This is a genomic window from Peribacillus sp. JNUCC 23, from assembly GCF_053653995.1.
This window is the reverse complement of sequence record NZ_CM132202.1, coordinates 364,517-381,299: the sequence shown is the minus strand read 5'-3', so window position 1 is coordinate 381,299 and position 16,783 is coordinate 364,517. Positions and strand designations below refer to the sequence as shown.

23 protein-coding genes and 1 pseudogene are annotated in these 16,783 nt (G+C 35.1%); 6 read left to right on the top strand and 18 right to left on the bottom strand.

Annotated elements, in window-relative coordinates:
* Positions 1 to 88: 88 nt before the first annotated feature.
* Together JNUCC23_RS02120 and JNUCC23_RS02115 are read right to left on the bottom strand one after the other, a co-directional pair.
* Positions 89 to 841, bottom strand: a complete 753-nt coding sequence (locus tag JNUCC23_RS02120) for an SDR family NAD(P)-dependent oxidoreductase (protein ID WP_403077839.1) — start codon at positions 839 to 841, stop codon at positions 89 to 91.
* Positions 842 to 889: 48 nt separating this feature from the next.
* Positions 890 to 2,167, bottom strand: a complete 1,278-nt coding sequence (locus tag JNUCC23_RS02115) for an MFS transporter (RefSeq protein WP_454214024.1) — start codon at positions 2,165 to 2,167, stop codon at positions 890 to 892.
* A 536-nt stretch (positions 2,168 to 2,703) separates the two neighbouring features.
* Between JNUCC23_RS02115 and JNUCC23_RS02110 the strand changes: the two genes are divergently transcribed.
* Positions 2,704 to 4,173 carry a LuxR C-terminal-related transcriptional regulator gene (locus JNUCC23_RS02110; protein WP_454214023.1) on the top strand — a complete coding sequence of 490 codons (1,470 nt, stop codon included), beginning with the start codon at positions 2,704 to 2,706 and terminating at the stop codon, positions 4,171 to 4,173.
* Positions 4,174 to 4,367: 194 nt separating this feature from the next.
* Positions 4,368 to 4,603 (top strand): annotated as a pseudogene (locus tag JNUCC23_RS02105) (tyrosine-type recombinase/integrase); the annotation flags it as partial.
* 399 nt (positions 4,604 to 5,002) lie between these two features.
* Here the strand turns inward: JNUCC23_RS02105 and JNUCC23_RS02100 are convergent.
* From JNUCC23_RS02100 to JNUCC23_RS02085, 4 genes are all read right to left on the bottom strand, one after another.
* Positions 5,003 to 5,884, bottom strand: a complete 882-nt coding sequence (locus tag JNUCC23_RS02100) for a hypothetical protein (protein WP_454214021.1) — start codon at positions 5,882 to 5,884, stop codon at positions 5,003 to 5,005.
* Positions 5,851 to 6,855, bottom strand: a complete 1,005-nt coding sequence (locus tag JNUCC23_RS02095; protein ID WP_454215963.1) for a HipA family kinase — start codon at positions 6,853 to 6,855, stop codon at positions 5,851 to 5,853. Before JNUCC23_RS02095 ends, JNUCC23_RS02100 begins: the two co-directional genes overlap by 34 nt.
* A gap of 321 nt (positions 6,856 to 7,176) precedes the next feature.
* On the bottom strand, positions 7,177 to 7,767 hold the full coding sequence (locus JNUCC23_RS02090; protein ID WP_454214019.1) for a hypothetical protein: 591 nt from the start codon (positions 7,765 to 7,767) through the stop codon (positions 7,177 to 7,179).
* The gene (locus JNUCC23_RS02085) at positions 7,754 to 8,164 is read right to left on the bottom strand and encodes a hypothetical protein (RefSeq protein WP_454214018.1); all 411 of its coding nucleotides are present in this window, start codon (positions 8,162 to 8,164) and stop codon (positions 7,754 to 7,756) included. Before JNUCC23_RS02085 ends, JNUCC23_RS02090 begins: the two co-directional genes overlap by 14 nt.
* 138 nt (positions 8,165 to 8,302) lie before the next feature.
* Between JNUCC23_RS02085 and JNUCC23_RS02080 the strand changes: the two genes are divergently transcribed.
* The gene (locus JNUCC23_RS02080) at positions 8,303 to 8,428 is read left to right on the top strand and encodes a hypothetical protein (protein ID WP_454214016.1); all 126 of its coding nucleotides are present in this window, start codon (positions 8,303 to 8,305) and stop codon (positions 8,426 to 8,428) included.
* Here the strand turns inward: JNUCC23_RS02080 and JNUCC23_RS02075 are convergent, their stop codons facing one another.
* A complete protein-coding gene (locus JNUCC23_RS02075; RefSeq protein ID WP_454214014.1) occupies positions 8,429 to 8,737 on the bottom strand; it encodes a hypothetical protein in 309 nt (102 codons plus the stop codon).
* 489 nt (positions 8,738 to 9,226) lie between these two features.
* Positions 9,227 to 9,445 carry a hypothetical protein gene (locus JNUCC23_RS02070; protein WP_454214012.1) on the bottom strand — a complete coding sequence of 73 codons (219 nt, stop codon included), beginning with the start codon at positions 9,443 to 9,445 and terminating at the stop codon, positions 9,227 to 9,229.
* A gap of 104 nt (positions 9,446 to 9,549) precedes the next feature.
* Here JNUCC23_RS02070 and JNUCC23_RS02065 point away from each other — a divergent pair, with 104 nt between their 5' ends.
* The 3 genes from JNUCC23_RS02065 to JNUCC23_RS02055 all read left to right on the top strand — a co-directional run bounded on the left by JNUCC23_RS02065 (position 9,550) and on the right by JNUCC23_RS02055 (position 10,499).
* The gene (locus tag JNUCC23_RS02065; RefSeq protein ID WP_454214011.1) at positions 9,550 to 9,810 is read left to right on the top strand and encodes a YolD-like family protein; all 261 of its coding nucleotides are present in this window, start codon (positions 9,550 to 9,552) and stop codon (positions 9,808 to 9,810) included.
* Positions 9,803 to 10,165, top strand: coding sequence for a hypothetical protein (locus JNUCC23_RS02060; protein ID WP_454214009.1), 363 nt, complete (start codon positions 9,803 to 9,805; stop codon positions 10,163 to 10,165). Before JNUCC23_RS02065 ends, JNUCC23_RS02060 begins: the two co-directional genes overlap by 8 nt.
* Positions 10,166 to 10,271: 106 nt before the next feature.
* Positions 10,272 to 10,499 (top strand): hypothetical protein, encoded by a 228-nt coding sequence (locus tag JNUCC23_RS02055; RefSeq protein WP_454214007.1) that lies wholly within the window; start codon positions 10,272 to 10,274, stop codon positions 10,497 to 10,499.
* Between the two features lie 206 nt (positions 10,500 to 10,705).
* Here JNUCC23_RS02055 and JNUCC23_RS02050 read toward each other — a convergent pair whose 3' ends face one another.
* The 10 genes from JNUCC23_RS02050 to JNUCC23_RS02005 all read right to left on the bottom strand — a co-directional run bounded on the left by JNUCC23_RS02050 (position 10,706) and on the right by JNUCC23_RS02005 (position 16,783).
* The gene (locus JNUCC23_RS02050; RefSeq protein ID WP_454214005.1) at positions 10,706 to 11,452 is read right to left on the bottom strand and encodes an N-acetylmuramoyl-L-alanine amidase family protein; all 747 of its coding nucleotides are present in this window, start codon (positions 11,450 to 11,452) and stop codon (positions 10,706 to 10,708) included.
* A 56-nt stretch (positions 11,453 to 11,508) separates the two neighbouring features.
* Entirely contained in the window at positions 11,509 to 11,907 is a 399-nt protein-coding gene (locus JNUCC23_RS02045; protein ID WP_454214003.1) for a phage holin family protein, read from the bottom strand.
* Positions 11,908 to 11,964: 57 nt separating this feature from the next.
* The gene (locus JNUCC23_RS02040) at positions 11,965 to 12,096 is read right to left on the bottom strand and encodes a hypothetical protein (RefSeq protein WP_454214001.1); all 132 of its coding nucleotides are present in this window, start codon (positions 12,094 to 12,096) and stop codon (positions 11,965 to 11,967) included.
* Entirely contained in the window at positions 12,097 to 12,684 is a 588-nt protein-coding gene (locus tag JNUCC23_RS02035; RefSeq protein ID WP_454213999.1) for a hypothetical protein, read from the bottom strand.
* A gap of 1 nt (position 12,685) precedes the next feature.
* Entirely contained in the window at positions 12,686 to 13,018 is a 333-nt protein-coding gene (locus tag JNUCC23_RS02030; RefSeq protein WP_454213997.1) for a spike base protein, RCAP_Rcc01079 family, read from the bottom strand.
* 77 nt (positions 13,019 to 13,095) lie between these two features.
* Complete coding sequence (locus tag JNUCC23_RS02025) at positions 13,096 to 13,218, bottom strand: XkdX family protein (RefSeq protein ID WP_454213996.1); 123 nt, start codon at positions 13,216 to 13,218, stop codon at positions 13,096 to 13,098.
* Positions 13,219 to 13,231: 13 nt separating this feature from the next.
* A complete protein-coding gene (locus JNUCC23_RS02020) occupies positions 13,232 to 13,501 on the bottom strand; it encodes a hypothetical protein (RefSeq protein WP_454213994.1) in 270 nt (89 codons plus the stop codon).
* A gap of 17 nt (positions 13,502 to 13,518) precedes the next feature.
* Positions 13,519 to 14,586, bottom strand: a complete 1,068-nt coding sequence (locus JNUCC23_RS02015; RefSeq protein WP_454213992.1) for a hypothetical protein — start codon at positions 14,584 to 14,586, stop codon at positions 13,519 to 13,521.
* Positions 14,586 to 15,671 carry a hypothetical protein gene (locus tag JNUCC23_RS02010; protein WP_454213990.1) on the bottom strand — a complete coding sequence of 362 codons (1,086 nt, stop codon included), beginning with the start codon at positions 15,669 to 15,671 and terminating at the stop codon, positions 14,586 to 14,588. Before JNUCC23_RS02010 ends, JNUCC23_RS02015 begins: the two co-directional genes overlap by 1 nt.
* Complete coding sequence (locus tag JNUCC23_RS02005; RefSeq protein ID WP_454213988.1) at positions 15,671 to 16,783, bottom strand: siphovirus ReqiPepy6 Gp37-like family protein; 1,113 nt, start codon at positions 16,781 to 16,783, stop codon at positions 15,671 to 15,673. Before JNUCC23_RS02005 ends, JNUCC23_RS02010 begins: the two co-directional genes overlap by 1 nt.

Genomic DNA, 16,783 nt, shown 5'->3' with positions numbered 1-16,783 from the left:
TTCCCCACCTGCTTTATTTTTAGGACTTATCGGATAGCCCCTTCTTTAGCTAAAAAAGGGAGTATTCACGTCAGGAAATCGTCTCGAATTATCTTGCAGTAGCTCCACCATCAATAACGAACTCTGTCCCCGTTGTGAAAGAAGATTCATCAGATGCAAGGAATACAACTGTATGTGCAACTTCTTCGGTATTCCCCATTCTTCCAAGTGGATATGCATTATTTAATTCTTCTGTTGTACGTCCAGTTGCTTCTGAAGCATAGTCTGTCATTGCAGTTTCAATGAAACCTGGGTGTATAGAGTTTACACGGATACCTTTGGCAGCAAATTCAATAGCAGCATCTTTTGTCATGATGCGTACAGCACCTTTACTTGCCCCGTAAAGAGTATGTCCAGGAGCTCCAAATAAACCAGCAATTGATGAAGCATTAATTATAGAACCTTTCTTTTGTTCTACCATCACAGGGATCACATGCTTCATACCAAGGAAAACTCCTGTTACATTTATAGACATTAAACGATTCCATTCATCTAATTCTATTTCAGTAAGAGGTTTGATGATATAGATTCCTGCGTTATTAAATAATACATCGATTTTATTGAAATGACTTCTTGTTTCACTAACAACCTTTTTCCAATCGTCTTCGCTGCTTACGTTATGTTGTACGAAAATGGCTTCAGCACCCATTGCTTGAATCTCTTGAGCAGTGTTCATACCCGCCTCTTTATTAATATCAGTAACGACTACCTTTGCCCCTTCTTTCGCAAATTTTAAGGCTGTTTCCTTACCAATTCCAGTACCCCCACCAGTAATAATTGCAACTTTGTTTTGTAATCTCATAATAAACTCTTCCTCTCTTTAATTAAATATCATAATCAAAAAATAAATTTAAGCGTTCTTTTTTACATCCGGTTTAACAAACAACAAGAATAATATTGAACATAATAGGATTGTACCTGACACTACTAAAATGGAATTATTATATCCTTGAATAATATTTTCTTTTGATAAACCGATAAGAAATCCAGTAGCTACAGGAGCTATCATTCCACCTACATTTTGAAATGACATTAAAATACTTGCCATAAGTCCACTTCGCTCCGGTACTAGCCTCATCATAATTTGTGGTCCAATTGCAAAGTTTGCACCCGTTAAACCATATGCTAAACCGAATGCAATGACATTCCAAACAGGATTTTGTATAAACACCACACTAGCAACCAACAGACTGCCAATAACGGCTGCTACACCAATCACAATTACACGGGATAAACGCCAATTTTGTGTTTTGGCTAGCACTTTGTCAGAAACCATCGACACTAGAAAAATGATTGCAGCGGAACTTATTCCAATTATTGAAACAGATGCTCCCATCTGACTAGAAGTCAGACCTGTTACTTTAGTTAAATAGTTCGGCATCCAGATTGCCGTCCATACGACAAATATAAAAGTAGAGAAGGCCAGAAATAATGTGAAAATAGAAGTTGGTGAAAAAATGGCCTTTACTACTTCTTTACCACTTTTCTTTTGGACACTATTTGCAACCGGATTTTTTGTTGCTGCCTTTTTCTCTATACTGGAAGGGCTTTCTTTTGTAGTAAACATAAATAGGAGAACCCAAATTATACTTACTCCTCCAAATACAGCAAAAGCAACTTTCCAGCCAAATGTTGTAAGTCCAATGATTACAGGCGCTAAAACTAACCCTCCTGCTGTTGCTCCTAAAGTAAATAAAGAGCTTGCGACTCCGCGTTTTTCAGCGGGGAACCACTTATTGATATGACTCATTGCAACTGGACCAAATGGACCTTGAAAGATTCCTAATAGGACTCTATATAGAATCAGCGCACTAAATCCATTAATCGCTAGAGCCCCAAATTGTATGATGCCCCACGATAGTATAAGAATGGAAAGTATTTTTTTCGTTCCAAACCGATCAGAAAGTGCAGCACCGATAATCCCAGAAATCGGGAACAACCAATAATAAGCACTTCCCACTAAGCCCCATTGGTTAGAATTCAAACCAAGATCATTCATAATTAAATCCGCTGAAAGACCGATTATATTTTTTCCAGAGAAATTAATTAAATTTCCAAAAAACAAAAACGCAATGATACCCCAAAGAACCCAGCTGTATTTCTTACTCGAATTTAATGCCTTTTCCATCTATATTTCCATCTCCCTAAAAACATTATCCATCAAGTTAATCTCTTCCTATACTCCATCTCCCTAAAAATATTATTCATAAAGCTAACCTCATATTGGGAATAATAGTAACAAATCTTTCAATTAGAATATGGATTCACTCCAATTTCTTCTATTAAAGTCATTTGATAAAGGGTTTTCAATATTTTGATTGGGCTCCATCGCATATTGTTCACATGTCAAAGCATGTTGCCTTATAATAGAAATAGGGCATCTCACCCACCCGCTAAGGCCTATCTGGTATTTGCCATACAGAAATAGGGGAGATCTCCATACTTTTCATGTTTAGAACCACTAGTCCCAAGGTCTTTAATTGATGAAATTTTAATCAAGAGTGATTCCGTGAATTGAAAGTCGTCACAAATTCACAACTTGTTCACAATTATTATGTTACAATATCACAACCACCTAGAACTATCCTATAAATTAAGGGTTAATCCTTATTTCACACCCTCAATATATAGGTAATTTATCCGTTAAAGGAGATACTTTATTCAATGCGACCTGATTTATTTCCCTATAACGATATATCATTTGAGGAATTTAAAATCTTTCTAAAAAAAAATAAAACCCAACTTCAAATGAGTATTAATGTGCAAATAAGATTAGAATTAAATCTATCCAAAGAAGAACAATCTATTATTGAGTTTCTTGCAAGTTCATTTTTGCAAATTTTAACTGAACCAAATGAAAACAAAGCCCAAATCGACTTAGATACCCTTTTAAAGACTTGGATACAAACGTACTCAATGATTTTGAATCATCATTTTTTATACCTATTACACCTTATTCTGGAAAAGTCTTTTGCAAATTTATTAAAAAATTCTGCAGACGTAAAGGCTTATTCGTATATGTTTTACTTACCTATTATTGCTTCAAAAATTTCTAACCTATTTTCTAATTGGAAGAATGCTATTAAAACTTCAGATGATTTTCATTCCCATTCTTCACAGAGCTTGTTACTTTCGTATTTGGAATTATTTCCAATCCAACAACTTTTTCTTGTTCAGCATCATAATATAACTAGTCCTGTCATATTGGGTTGGGTAAGAACAGAACAAGAAACGATCCGAAGAATTCCTTTTTATCCGCTTTTAGATACAAACAATGCTCAATTTAACGAGTTATCTGAGCATTCACTAGCATTAAATGTTGGTGAAACTAGCATATACCTATACCCGAAAACAACATTAGATAAGGAACAAGAAGAAACAATCAGAAATTATCTGTTACGTTTTAATGTTTTCGCTAGTAATAATGCACAATATGAAAAAACTTTACTAAATAAACTTAAAGTTCTAGATGAATTTAATAAAGTACTCATAAGCTACTCTGGAAGAAATGACTTCATAAAAATAATAAAGGAATGCGAAAGGCTGCTTAACTATAAAAGATGTGTTTTCTATGCATATATCCCTTGGTCAAATGAGTTTAAAGGTGTTATTGGTGAAGAATTATCAAAGGTTCAAAAAACACAAGGATACGTATATCCGAATCAGTTGTTTCATACCATGCTAATTACAAGAAAGCCAATATTTATTAAAAACCCCGTACATACGGTAAAAGATGAGACGATTCAGTTATTCAATCTATCTTCACTCATTGTTGCTCCAATATGTCATTATAAAGAAGTTCTCGGTTGGGTGACTTTAGATCAGGTGGGAAAAGAGTTTGATTGTACGCAAGAGGATTTACAACTTATAGAGGAAGTTTGCAATAGAATAGGATTATTTCTAAAGAATTTCGATCATAATGTATCACCAAGTAATAATATCGAATTAACTGATCGCGAGTTAAGTGTATTAACTCTCCTAGCAGATGGATACGATAATAAGAAAATGGGAGAGTTCCTTCATCTAAGCGAGCATACAATTAGAGACTACATAAGTAGTCTTATGTTAAAGTTAAAAGCTAAAAATCGTACCCAAGTTGTATCATCTGGGTTCCGTCTAGGATTGTTAACCTAAAGCCATTAATACCGTATACATGCAAAAGGGCAGTCACTCATGAGTGATCTGCCCTTTTTGTTCAGTAAAAATAATCTCCTGCTACCCTACTCCGCCTCAATCCGCCTCCTACGTCTCTAATTTCAAGCTTAAATCAAAGTATTACCAAGACATCCTATTAATAATACAGAAAAGTATATGTGAGTCCCGCTTAAAACCGAAAGAAGAGACTACTTACTATCGCTGAACTAAATACAGACTTAACACCACACTCTTTGAGATATACCCATACCTCTCTCTTAGCAGAGGCCCGTGTATCACTTGAACAGATCATGGACCGTTTGGTCATACCGATGATCAGATTACAAAAAATGTATACCTTCACGTCACACAAGAAATGAAAAAAGAAGCCTCCCAAAAGTTCAGTGAACTTATGAGAAGCCTCGATTAATATCCTCAATGTTAGCAAACCACTCTCATCTTACATACAAACCCATAAATATCAAGGGTTGAAGCGGCTTATTACATCATGCCGCCCATTTATTACAACAGTTTCAAAAAATTTCAGATTACTTCATTTTCCTCTTTTTGAAGTGTTTCTTCTATATAATATAGAATGGCAGTTTCACGTAGTTTCAAATCGTTTTAGATAAAATGTGATTTTTGTGTGATTCAAGTTAAGCTTAGTTGAAATTCTAATTTCACGATGAATCCCTTCAATTAAAGGAGTTATGAAGAGCATCATACTATTTTTATACTCGGTTGCGAAATCTAGTTATAAAATTTATGATGATCTATTTAAAATAATAATCAGTAAATCCCTTCTCATTGAGACGAGCTTACAACCTTTTTATGAAATCATCAATTCATCAATATTATGTGCATCACGTTCAATCACATTACATAACTCACTTACTTTAGCCTTATCATCTAAATCTAATTTAAAAATTCTATTATTGTCCATATTAGAAAAGTAATTAACTAAATTATAAAATTCACTATCATTTGTTATATCAGATGATCTATACATTAAGTGTACTTTAGCATCTTTATCGAGATTTTCGAACATAAACTTTGTTTTTGCAAACCATTCCGTATTTTTTGCCGGTCCTGATAAATTAGGTATTGCCTGCATATAATTCCATACTCCGTTTTTATAACCAAAATCAATGTTTATTTTAATATTATTTAAATCTTTTATAGGTGTAAGCGTAAAATCATGTTTGACCTTTTTATCTAATAATTTCCGTTCTTCAAATACCTCTTTTAAATATCTCTTAACACTTGCTTGCTTATGCTCTGTTATTAAATATTTTTTCCCAATGTATGTCTCGAAAATTTTGTTAAATAAACTATCTGGGTCTGAAGAAAGTGAATACATAGGTCTAGTTAAACACAATTTTTTATTTTTATAGTGATCAAATAATTTTTCTAAAAAGTTCTCTTCCAGAGGAGATCCTACAGAAATCTCACCAACCTCTCCAAAAATATTATCTACACTCTTTGTTAAGTAATACTCCAGGGAATCTTTAAACGATTTATAAATATTTAAATTTACTTGTGTTTCAGCAATGGCTTTTACTTTAGGAGAGTGTTCTTCTAATAAAAGATATTTTGTATTAACTGATTCGCCAAGCATATGCATCAATACACCTACATTTATAACTTCGCCAGCTAATTCATCAGCACAATAACGTACTACACTGTACCAACATTCTTTTCTTCCTTCCATTCTAATGCACCTCCTAAATAATTTGTAAAAGCTTTACGATTTGCTAAACGTTGAATAATATGTCTAACTACTTCTTTTTGATTATATATAAAGTGCTTATAATAAGCCTTCTGTGTTATTACCTCACTTTGGTCAAACCACTCTACTGGTATATTACTAATCCATTCTTCAATAAGTTCTTCGGTAATACTTTCAATCAAATTTACTATTTCAAAGAAAGAATGATTAACCAAACTTGTTAAATCAACGTTGGGTTCTATTGCCTTAAAAACCGAACCAAGTCCATCCGCATACCCATTAATATCTTCGAAAACATTTCCTCTTAATGCTAAAGTTACAAAAGTATCTACATAATCCATAGACGCAGTTGGAGCTCTTAAAGCATTAATCTTATTAGTTTCCCAAGTCGGGCCAAAGAATGCATGACCGTGATCAATTGTAAAAACCTTTCTCCCCTCGTCTACAGTTGCAACTAATAAATTTCCCTCATTATTATATCGGTCAAAATTTGCAATCAACAAATCGAAAGCAATTATTTTAGCAATATCATCTGCGTTAACGATGTTGGAAAAGAATGCGTTCCATGTTCTCGTGATATAAGCCTTCCCCATTTTCATCATATCTTCATAGTTTTCAACTAAATTTTCCTCTTTATTAGTCAGCTCATGAGATGCAAATAAGTTGCCCTCATAAAATCTATGAACAAACCTTATTTCAGGATCTTTTTCTATTATTCTTTTATCTAAATACGCAATTGCTGCTTCAGGAATAGGAACCCCTAAATATTGGGCAATTTGATATGCTAATAGCTCATTAATAAACATACAGTTATAGAACTTCGACTTACCATCTTCAACTACGCTTTGTGTTTTTAGTATATATTGTTGAAAATCATCTGCTAAAATTACTGCAGGCTTAGTTATACCTTGTCCTAAATACTTAAGTACTGTCTCAACATATATCTTACGCACCAAATAGGTATTCTCCCCTCGCGTTACATTCTGTATTCATTTTAAGTTTGCGAAGAGAAAAATACAATATTTAGTGAGCAGATTTATATATATATGAAACATTATTTAATCTAATGATGATTATTTTTTCAATTTCCACAAAGGGATATGGTGAGTAAGATTGGCTTTCATTCTTTCCCTATGATCATGAATATATACTGCTTTACCTATATCTTTTTAGTATTACATAAAATATTCGTAACACTTTTAGCGCATATCATGATCTGAATTAATATATACCCCAATCCAGTATTCTGAATTCCACTCCACACCTTCACCATTTTAGGTATCATCGGAAAGTAAAGATAAAATATTATCGATCGCACCAGTATTATCTCCAGTACGAAACTTTTCAATGAAGTCGATGTATAACAACTCAAAAACTTTTTCTAGAGTATATCCATGATTCGCTTGCACTTCTTCTATATCTGCCAAAAGAACTTCCCCACGCAATGTATGTTTTCGCCTCATTCTCATTTCTATTGATTGCATTTTTTGCTCCTTATCTTTATGAATGAGCTTAAATACGGATTCACCTTCTTTTTTCTCTAAACCGGAATCTTTCCCAGCTTCTCGATCTAAAGACGTCAGCAGTTTAAAGTGTGATCTTGGATTCGGATTCTTTTTGACAAACAGTAAAAAATCATTATACAAAAGATCAATTAGATCATTTTGGTCAAATTTCGTTTCAGATAAGTCCTGAATATCCTCGCAGAAGATTTCTGCTCTCAAATACAGGGTCAAGGGAACTTTAATGGTAAGCAAGACAGATGAAGCTTTATTCATTTTATATAGAATCTTTCCGAAAAAATCTGATGCACCAATCAATGAAAGCTCATCTTCCAAAAGATTAGCTGCGCTATATTTCTTCATCTGTTATCCCTCCCAGCTGTTTCTTCTTGTATGCTTCTGTAAATATTCGATGTGCGGCTTTACGCATACTGCACTTCCATTCATCTGCATACTTCCCGATTCGTTGATAGGTATCATGATTAACCTTGCAATGTACGGTAAATGGACCATCTTGATAGCTGACGTCAGGGTAAATAAAAATCTCTTCAAGTCCAAATAGCAGTATATCTGTACCAAGTGACGTCTTTGATCCGTTCCAGTGACGGCGGGATTCCCTTCTTAAAATGAGATCTACACCTTCATGTATTGGAATTTTAATATCATGCAATTTATCCGAACGGACTTTTCTTTTTGATGTTACTGTCGATGAATTTCTCGAAGGTGAGAGAGATGGGTTTATATGCTTATCCTTCCCCATTCATATATCCCCTTTCAAACTATATTTTTCTTTGGGTTGGTTGGTCATTTGGTCACTGATTGGAATGTTATTAGAGTGAAGGGAGGGTATGGATTGCTACGAAAGTGGCAATGACTGTTATCAGGAGAGGTGAAGTTAATGGCTAGATTAATTCCTGATACTAAAGAGAATAGAGAATTAGCTAAAAAGTTGGCAGAGAAAGCGAAAACCTTGAATTACATTAAAAGCGTCAAACCTGCAAAGGATAAAAAACCTCATAAATAGCTACCCTATTACAATCTTGATTCCACCTGTGTTTATAAATATCTTGTCACTATCATTTAGTGGCTTTTCTTTTTTTATATAGTTTTGGTCTTTCCAATAATCTTCTTCATCCAGCCCCCAATGCGGGTGGGGAAGAGGGACGTCAGCTGCTAAATGTTTTTTTAATATCGTTTTATATTCCTTTGAGTGTACTGCGGTAAATAGAGCTAAACGAAAAATTTGATTGCGGTCCAGATCAGTTGCCTTGAAAACTTCTTCTACATAATCCTTGTAAACATCCGTATATCTTACTGTAGGTCTGTAAACCATTTTTAACCCCTCCTTGTCTTATAAAAGTATATTGACGTCAGCTGGTTAAAATGACAGGTTTTAAAAAATGTTTAAAGCCAAAAGTAAATCCCTTCTCACATCGAGAGGGATTTTTATTTTACAAAACCTTTACAAGGACTTTTGTCCTATTCGTCAAATATAAATGGTGTAGGCTTCTAACTATTTATATAGGAGTGATTAGATGGATAAAGATTGGAGAACATTTGTATTATTTATGGGAATGTGTTTGGTGTAACTACGTAATTAGATTTTGGAATTGGTTTTGGTACTATCGCAGGGGAAAAATAAAGTTTACAGTATATGATTTCGGAGATCATTATAATGTATCTGCATCAACTGGGAAAATAATGGTATTTAATTGTTGTGGAAGTACGCCTGAGCAAGCAAAGGAAATGGCTATTTGGAGATTGCGAAACTTTAATAGTAATAAAAGTAGAACCCCTATTCGTATAGAATAAGGGCCTTTTCTTATGCATATTTTACTCTCCGTCTAGGTTTAGCAGCTGATAAAATGTTGGATTTGATAAATATCCTTGGCTGCCTTTTAGTCAGGCAGTATGCACGGATAAATTTCTCCTCTATACCCTTCACAATGATCAACCGATCTGTAACGATTCCTTTATTATTCATATACATAATTTCAACAGGTATTTGCTTCTCTAATGAAGCAATGAATAATCCCAACATTTTACCAGCTCCTTTATTATCATCATTTTATACGAACACTCGTTTGATTTCAAGTTGTTTTCGAACATTCGTTTGTATATAATAATAAAAAAGGAGATGATTATTTGATAAGAAGTGAACTTTTAAAGAAGACGGTTTTAGACGAGCAAGTATTCAAGCAAATTGGTATTGCAGTGATGGAGTCACTCAACTACACGTTGCCAGTTCGTATCACCTTCTGGAAGGCAGATAAACTAGTCAATAATATAGGTATTGTGGCCAAAGTGGATAAGCAAATGAAATATTTAATACTGGATTTATTAAGTGGGGATATTAGGATTGATCTCGATTGTGTAGTAGCTGTAGAAAGGTATAACCATGACTAGGATTCCTGAGAATGATAGAGAGATTATAGAAACAGCTTTGTATTTACCGATGTTAGTTAAAATACTGGAACGAGATAAAGTTTTGATTGAACAAGGATCTTTTAAAATAAAATCCCCCTATGTGGATATAGTTGAGAATGCAATTATGACTGTACGGAAGGATTTAAAAATTGCCAGGGACCATTTGTGTACGGAAAAAATTAAACTAGAAGAAATTAAAAGAGATGCTGATTTCACGATGTATTCTTTTATATACAATGGCGTCGAAGAACATCACACCTACTTTAATCCGCGCTTGAGGAATAGAACTGAGGAATTGTTAAGGATATATTTACATAAAGGTTCAACAGGATAAGCCCCTCTCGGTTAAGAGAAGGGTTTTAATTATGTGACAAATTCATTTTTCATAGGTAGAATAGAAAATTGGTATAATTTACTTATTAATAAAATGAGGTGTTTTTGTGCGAATAGTTGAAGGTGGATTGTATGCTAATGTACAAATTAAAGTGGACGCTGAGACAATCAAAGATTGCTTTCTTCAAGCAGGAATAGAATTTTCAGATTACAAGTTAAAAAGAATAAACAAGATATTAAATGAATTTGATCAATTTGAACTCAAAAGCGCGCTAGACGATACTACACTTGACTTGATTACTAGTTTGATATCGCAGACTTGGAATACAAAATAATAGTAGCCCCTCTCAATTAAGAGAAGGGCTCATTGTTTGCCTTGTTTTTGTTTTGTACTAACAGGTACGTTATTATGATTACCAAACATATTAGCTTTATACACAAAAAAATAGCCCCTCTCAATTAAGAGAAGGGCTTTTACGTAAATCTCAGGGGAAGATTATTATATTTCCCTTTCGAAAAGAAAAACAAACATAATGTTTGATTATTTTTCCAAAGGTTTGATCACATTCTGATAAAATCGGTACAACATGAGAAACATTTGTCCTCGCGTTATATTTTCATTTCTACGATCTTCGGTAATTACTTTTTTCCATTTTAGAAAATCGATTGAGTCGACCATTTCTTTTTCATAAGCAATTTGTTCTGGTGTTTTTTGTTCCATTATCACTTCCACCTTCTTTTCTGGTAAATTCAAATATTTCGCAACACCTCTTGCATACGCTGCAGCCATATCCTTAATAAAATTATTATTCTTTAGCAAGTCTGCATCTTTTGAGTCAATATAAGCAATTTCAGTTAATACGGCAGGCATATTAGTTTGACGAACTACAGCAAGATTACCTTGTTTCTTGTCGTCACCATGTGGGCCTAATCCATATTTTTTAGCAGTGGCAAGGGCTTCCGCATTTACTAGGTTTTGTAGTTTCACAGAACCAGCATTTGGCTTTGTGTAGATATAAGACTCATAGCCTGTCCCTCCACCAGCATTCACATGATTTGAGATAAATACATCAGCATTGAATCTATTGGCAATATCAGTTCGTTCAGATAGTTCTAAAAAAATATCTATGGTCCGTGTAAGTGAGGTTTCATGCCTTGTATAATTTGCATCAAGGTATCTTTTCATTTCTTTTGAGATATCCAATGTGATATTTTTCTCTTGTAAGCCATTTCCGACTGCCCCGGGATCTTTTCCTCCGTGTCCTGAGTCAATAATAATCTTCACCATAATAATCACCTCATATTTTATTTATATGAACAAAAAAAGCCATCCGTGTGGACAGCTTATTTGGCTTTCCCTTTTAAAACTTGCACCATTCCTTTTATTTGCTCCGGTACGATCAGACCTGTACGCCCCGCATTTTCGATGATTGATAGTAACTCATTCGCCATATAAAAATAAATAGCTGCATCTCTAACAAGGTCATTTTCCCCTATTACTCTATCGATAAGATGAGCAACGGCAACAATAGCAAATATCATTACCTTTTTTGCGATGCCCCTGAATCCAATTTTGCTACTTAGTTTCCCTTCAACAGCCGATGCAATTAATCCCGATAAGTAGTCAATAGCAACGAACACTAATAGGGTATTTATCAACGCTTCCCACCCCCCAAATAAATACCCTGTAACGCCTCCTGCTAATGTGGCTGCTACTTTAAAAAATACGTCTAATCTCTCCATCGTTTCTCCCCTTTACGCATAATAAAAAGCCGCCCGAATGGACGACTTGAGATTTTATTATTCAACTAATATTTCAATCACAAACTCATTTTCTCGTTCTTCGACCACTTGCCACCACTCGGACTTCGCATCCGGCTTGAATGGGTTTTGATCTGTCCCGTCACCAATCTTAGCAACAGTAATAATCATCTATAATTCCTCCATTTTGAAATTATCGAATGATATAGCAAAACCAAGAGGATTTCTTATTCCGTGTTTTGTTTCTGTTTTATTGTATGTTTCGGCTACTTGGATTTTCTGAACACCGTCTATATACGCCGTAATTATGTCACCATTTAACACTACCACTAATTTATAAACCGTCCCGTGTGCAGGAGTGAAACCGTAATTGCCTAATAGGGTTGCTGTATTTGCAACATATTTGGTAAGTTCTAATCCCGTTGGTGTTATTACATAGTGTAAAAAGTTGCTGTTATCTCGGTTTCTAAACACAATACCGCCTTTTTCATTACTGTAAAACTTAACATCAAGGAACAGAACGCCGTCTGATTTAGGTGTATTCACAAGTATCTGACTATAGTTAATACCACCTGTTTTTAGGTTTACGGCATTGTTCTTTATCTCGTATACTTCAGATGCTTGTACTATCCAAGGTTGCCCCGTTTCAGCATTACCTAATGACGTACTATCAGCCCTGTTGAAAGAATCCTTCGCGATGATTATCGGTGTTTTCGCAAACGTTGAAACCCCAATCCCAACACCCAAGCCAACCAACATGTCAATACACCGCCAAAATATTTGTAGCTGTTGTCCCTGTGGCAAAAACACGTTTTACAGACAATGGATGAATTGCTCCAGCTGAAATAGATTTAAATGTTACAGTAGTGCCATCGAGCATTGTAACTTTTAAATCACCAGTTCCACCAATATAAATACCCTTTGTCGGTGTTGTTGTTAAATCAGTAGAATCATTTGGTACGACCAGAATAGCTCCTTGAGCACTGCTTTCCACAGGTAAACCAGATTCCAACTTATCCGCAAAATTAACTGTTGTTCCATCCTCTTTCAACATTCTTCCCGATTGCGCTGCGTAGTGATTGATATTCGCCATGGTCAACCTCCTTTGGACATAAAAAATACACCTCGATGGGTGTTATCATTAGTGCGTATAATCTTCCTGATGCGACATTACTTACTTGCTATAATTTCTTGTTTTTGCTCTTCGGTGATAAATCCTTTTGACTCCAATGTTCCCAGGTTACTATCCGTATATGTTCCATTCAAATACATACGTTTAATAAAATCATACATACTTTTTCCCCTCCTACATTAATAATAAAGTAGCTAATGTTTCTTCGACTTCGCTAATCCTTATTGTATATTCTTCTTCTGTCGTTAAAGGTCTATCAAAATATTCATATGATAAAACCCCATCTTCATAAATTAATCTCGCTACTTTGTATGGAATATTTTCAGCTTGTGGGATAGAATCTATTGAAATACTACCTTTCATGTCTTCAATTGTTAATTCACTTGTATCATAAAAAATACGCTCAACGGTTTTGTTATCGTCACCTAGAAAAATAACAGCCATAGTTACCAACTCCTAATTTATAATATTTGTCTTTGTAAACTACCTATTTTTAAATCTAAATTGTTATTTTCAACATAAACAAAGTCGTCATAATCTAAAACATCAACAGATCTTCCCATATAACTAACTTTAGTAGATACTTGATGGGTAAACAGTTTTACAAGCGTGATACTATCCATCACGTGAATCCCTTCGTTTTGTCCACTATATCCACCAAACGGAACGAATATTTTCGAACCATCACCACTTATCCCGATCCTCTTATCTTGAAGACTTAAAGAGCTTGTTCCTGTGGTTTTGTCGCCTAGTATGAAACCGGACGATGTGGATTCAGGATTCGCTCTATATATACCGCCGTTTAGATTTCCGATAAGTAGTTCATTTTTAATTTTGTTATACGCTAAAGGTCTTGTATAGGCGGACGCTATTCCCATAGATGCAGAAGACAATGACCAGGTTAGTGTACCAGTCGTCTTATTCATCTTTACTATTGCGCCATTTCCGTTAATGCCGAAAAATAAAAAATTAGGTGTTTCGGGCGCACCACCATTAAGTAAATCATTGCCGTTGCTTGTTGAATCATAAACAAGACCGCCGTTTAAATTGTACTTTACGAGTCTACCCGCGGCAAAGTGAAAATAAATTGCTTCATAAACTAATACACCTCGCAAAGATTCTCCAGGTGATATATAAGTAAATCTAAACGAAACATCCCTTGTGCCATCTAAAAAATATCTGTCAACCGTGTATCGATCAGATACACCACCGATTCTATAAACAGAATACAACAACCCGTCTTTATCAAAATGGAAACTATCAAAAACATCCGTACCGTTTGACGGAATTATCGCAAAAGAAGAGATAATCGCTCCACTTAAATCATATTTTGTTATTAATTTCGTTGTAATGTTGTAGTGATAGATAAACTTTCCACTTACTTTTAATCGTGCGGTAGAACCATCTGAACCTAGTGTTCTAAGGTGTTTTACATTAGCTACCTCTCCGCCTAATTCTGAAGATCTGATATATCCACCTTTCCTATACTTACCGCCATTCAAACCTCCAATAACAACTCCTTGGGCCATTACCCCACCGCCTTTTGTATGAAATAATCAAAGGTAATAGGGGCTGTTTCAGCTAAAGTACTTGTAATGGTAAAACTCCCAACCTCACCCTCTACACTCCATACCCCTTGAGGAGGAGTCCCTGACGTAATGACAATCGTCACCAAACTACTAGATGTACAAAAAGCATCTGTAAATATTTGTGATGTGTCATTATCAGTAAAAGTAGAATTTCCTTTTTTAAATTTGGCTACATCTGAAACAACGTTTAAGGTCCCATCTGGATCTATAGTAACTCCTATTCCTTGTTTTACATGTCCTAATGTTGTGTCTGTCGCTTTTTCCGCCTTGTGCGTAGCAACTGTTTGCTCCAAAGTGTCCATTCGACCATCAAGAGCAGTTATTTGAGCTTGTAAATTTCCTGCTACATCGCCACTAAGAATGTTTTGAATTGATGCAAACCAAGCATCGAAATTTCCTCTTTTCTGTGCACTCCAAGTGTTGAAATCCTGTTCTTGAAGCAACTGCCATGAATCAAATTCTGCTGATCTATTTGCCGAATAATTAGTAAACCAAGCTAGATACTGATTAAAAATAGTGGTTGTATCAACTTGATTTACTGTACCGTGGACGATTCCACATAGATCATTATTTAGTCTTGTATCCGTGATGTTAGCTTGAGAAATGCTGATTGCACCATTGTTAATAAATACGTCAGCCAAAGCTAACTCGTAAGCATCTGCATCACGCTGTAACGCAGGTGCAACTGGATTAGATGCAAAAACTCCTTTTATGATGACGGGCACAATCTCTCTTGATAAAAAATCTAGCCTTAAACCAATACGATCGATGCGCTTCAACACACCGTCCGCAACGTCAAGCTGCAGTGTATAATCTGCATCATTTGCAAAGTAATAACCTTTGATCCATGCTTTGCCGGCTTTTACGTTGACTGTCATTCCTGTACCTGCAATTACCTGTAATCCTGTGGAGGGATTGGGGAAAACCCCATTGCTAATAAATGTTGCAAAATACTCCGCAAAAAAATCAGCCTTGTATTTCCGATCACCATTTACGCTGTTGAATAATCCACTTTTTATGGCCATTATTTCACCGCCCTTTTCAGTTTATCTAGTAGTGTAGGGATATTGCTGCCAAAGTTCACACGAATCTCCAACTGATTATTCTCATAAACCTCTTCTACGGATGTGATTCGAGTGTTTAATGTTAATCCCCATCGATTGTTTTGAATGGTGACTTTATCACCCAAATCAAAGTCTTGTTTATAGACTAGGTTTGAATAAACAGAAATTCCCGATTCAAACGTTTGGATTGGCTGAGCTTCAGCAAGTTTACTATTTCCTCGTTCAATGAGAAGTGCTTCGTATCCTTGATCTGTAAGCATAGTTTCATCGTCTTTTTCTTGAGATAAGTCCCTGGCATCTACAAATAATTCACGACGGGAAAATCCTGTAGAAGAATCATTTATTGTTGCCAGTTTACGCGCAGCCCCTTCGCCCTGTCCTGCAATAAGAGCCATATTTTTATAGCCATCTTCGCTGTCAGTAAAGGTTTGATTCGTAACATTCTCATAATCTAAGGAGAATATCGCTTGAGGATTAATATTTTGATTAATTGATAAATCCTTACCCTCGTAAACATCAAACATATATGAATTAGTCTGCAAATCAAAAAGAACTCGCCACCCAACGTCATATTTGAGTGCAAGTTCTTCCGTTAATTCCGCTAGATTACCGTATGAATTTACTTCGCTGGCTGTAATATTGATTCCTTTATTAGCAGATAAAGCTAAGTTAGGGATGATTCTGTTGGGATTAGTTGGCGAAATACAATTGTTAGAAACAAAGTATTTCATTACATTTTCAACTGTTCCATTGCTAGTCTGCATCCCCCAAACAATGCGTTCGGAAATAAAGTTATCGATAAAATACCCTTTCACGATTAAATTTTCCGTATTTTCATCATCTAAAACAACACTATCTATGCATGCGGCTTCCTGGGGGCTATCTTCTTTTATAAGAATGTTACCTTTGCTCAACAGCGATATAATCTCAAGAGCTTCGTCATCTGGACCAGGTAATTCTAGGTGCAATTCAAAGGATCCGGTCTTATAAAATTCTCTCATCCAAACTAGAGAATTATAAGATTCGAAGATTCCTAGCATATCGAACTTTTTATTAAACACATAAATATTCAT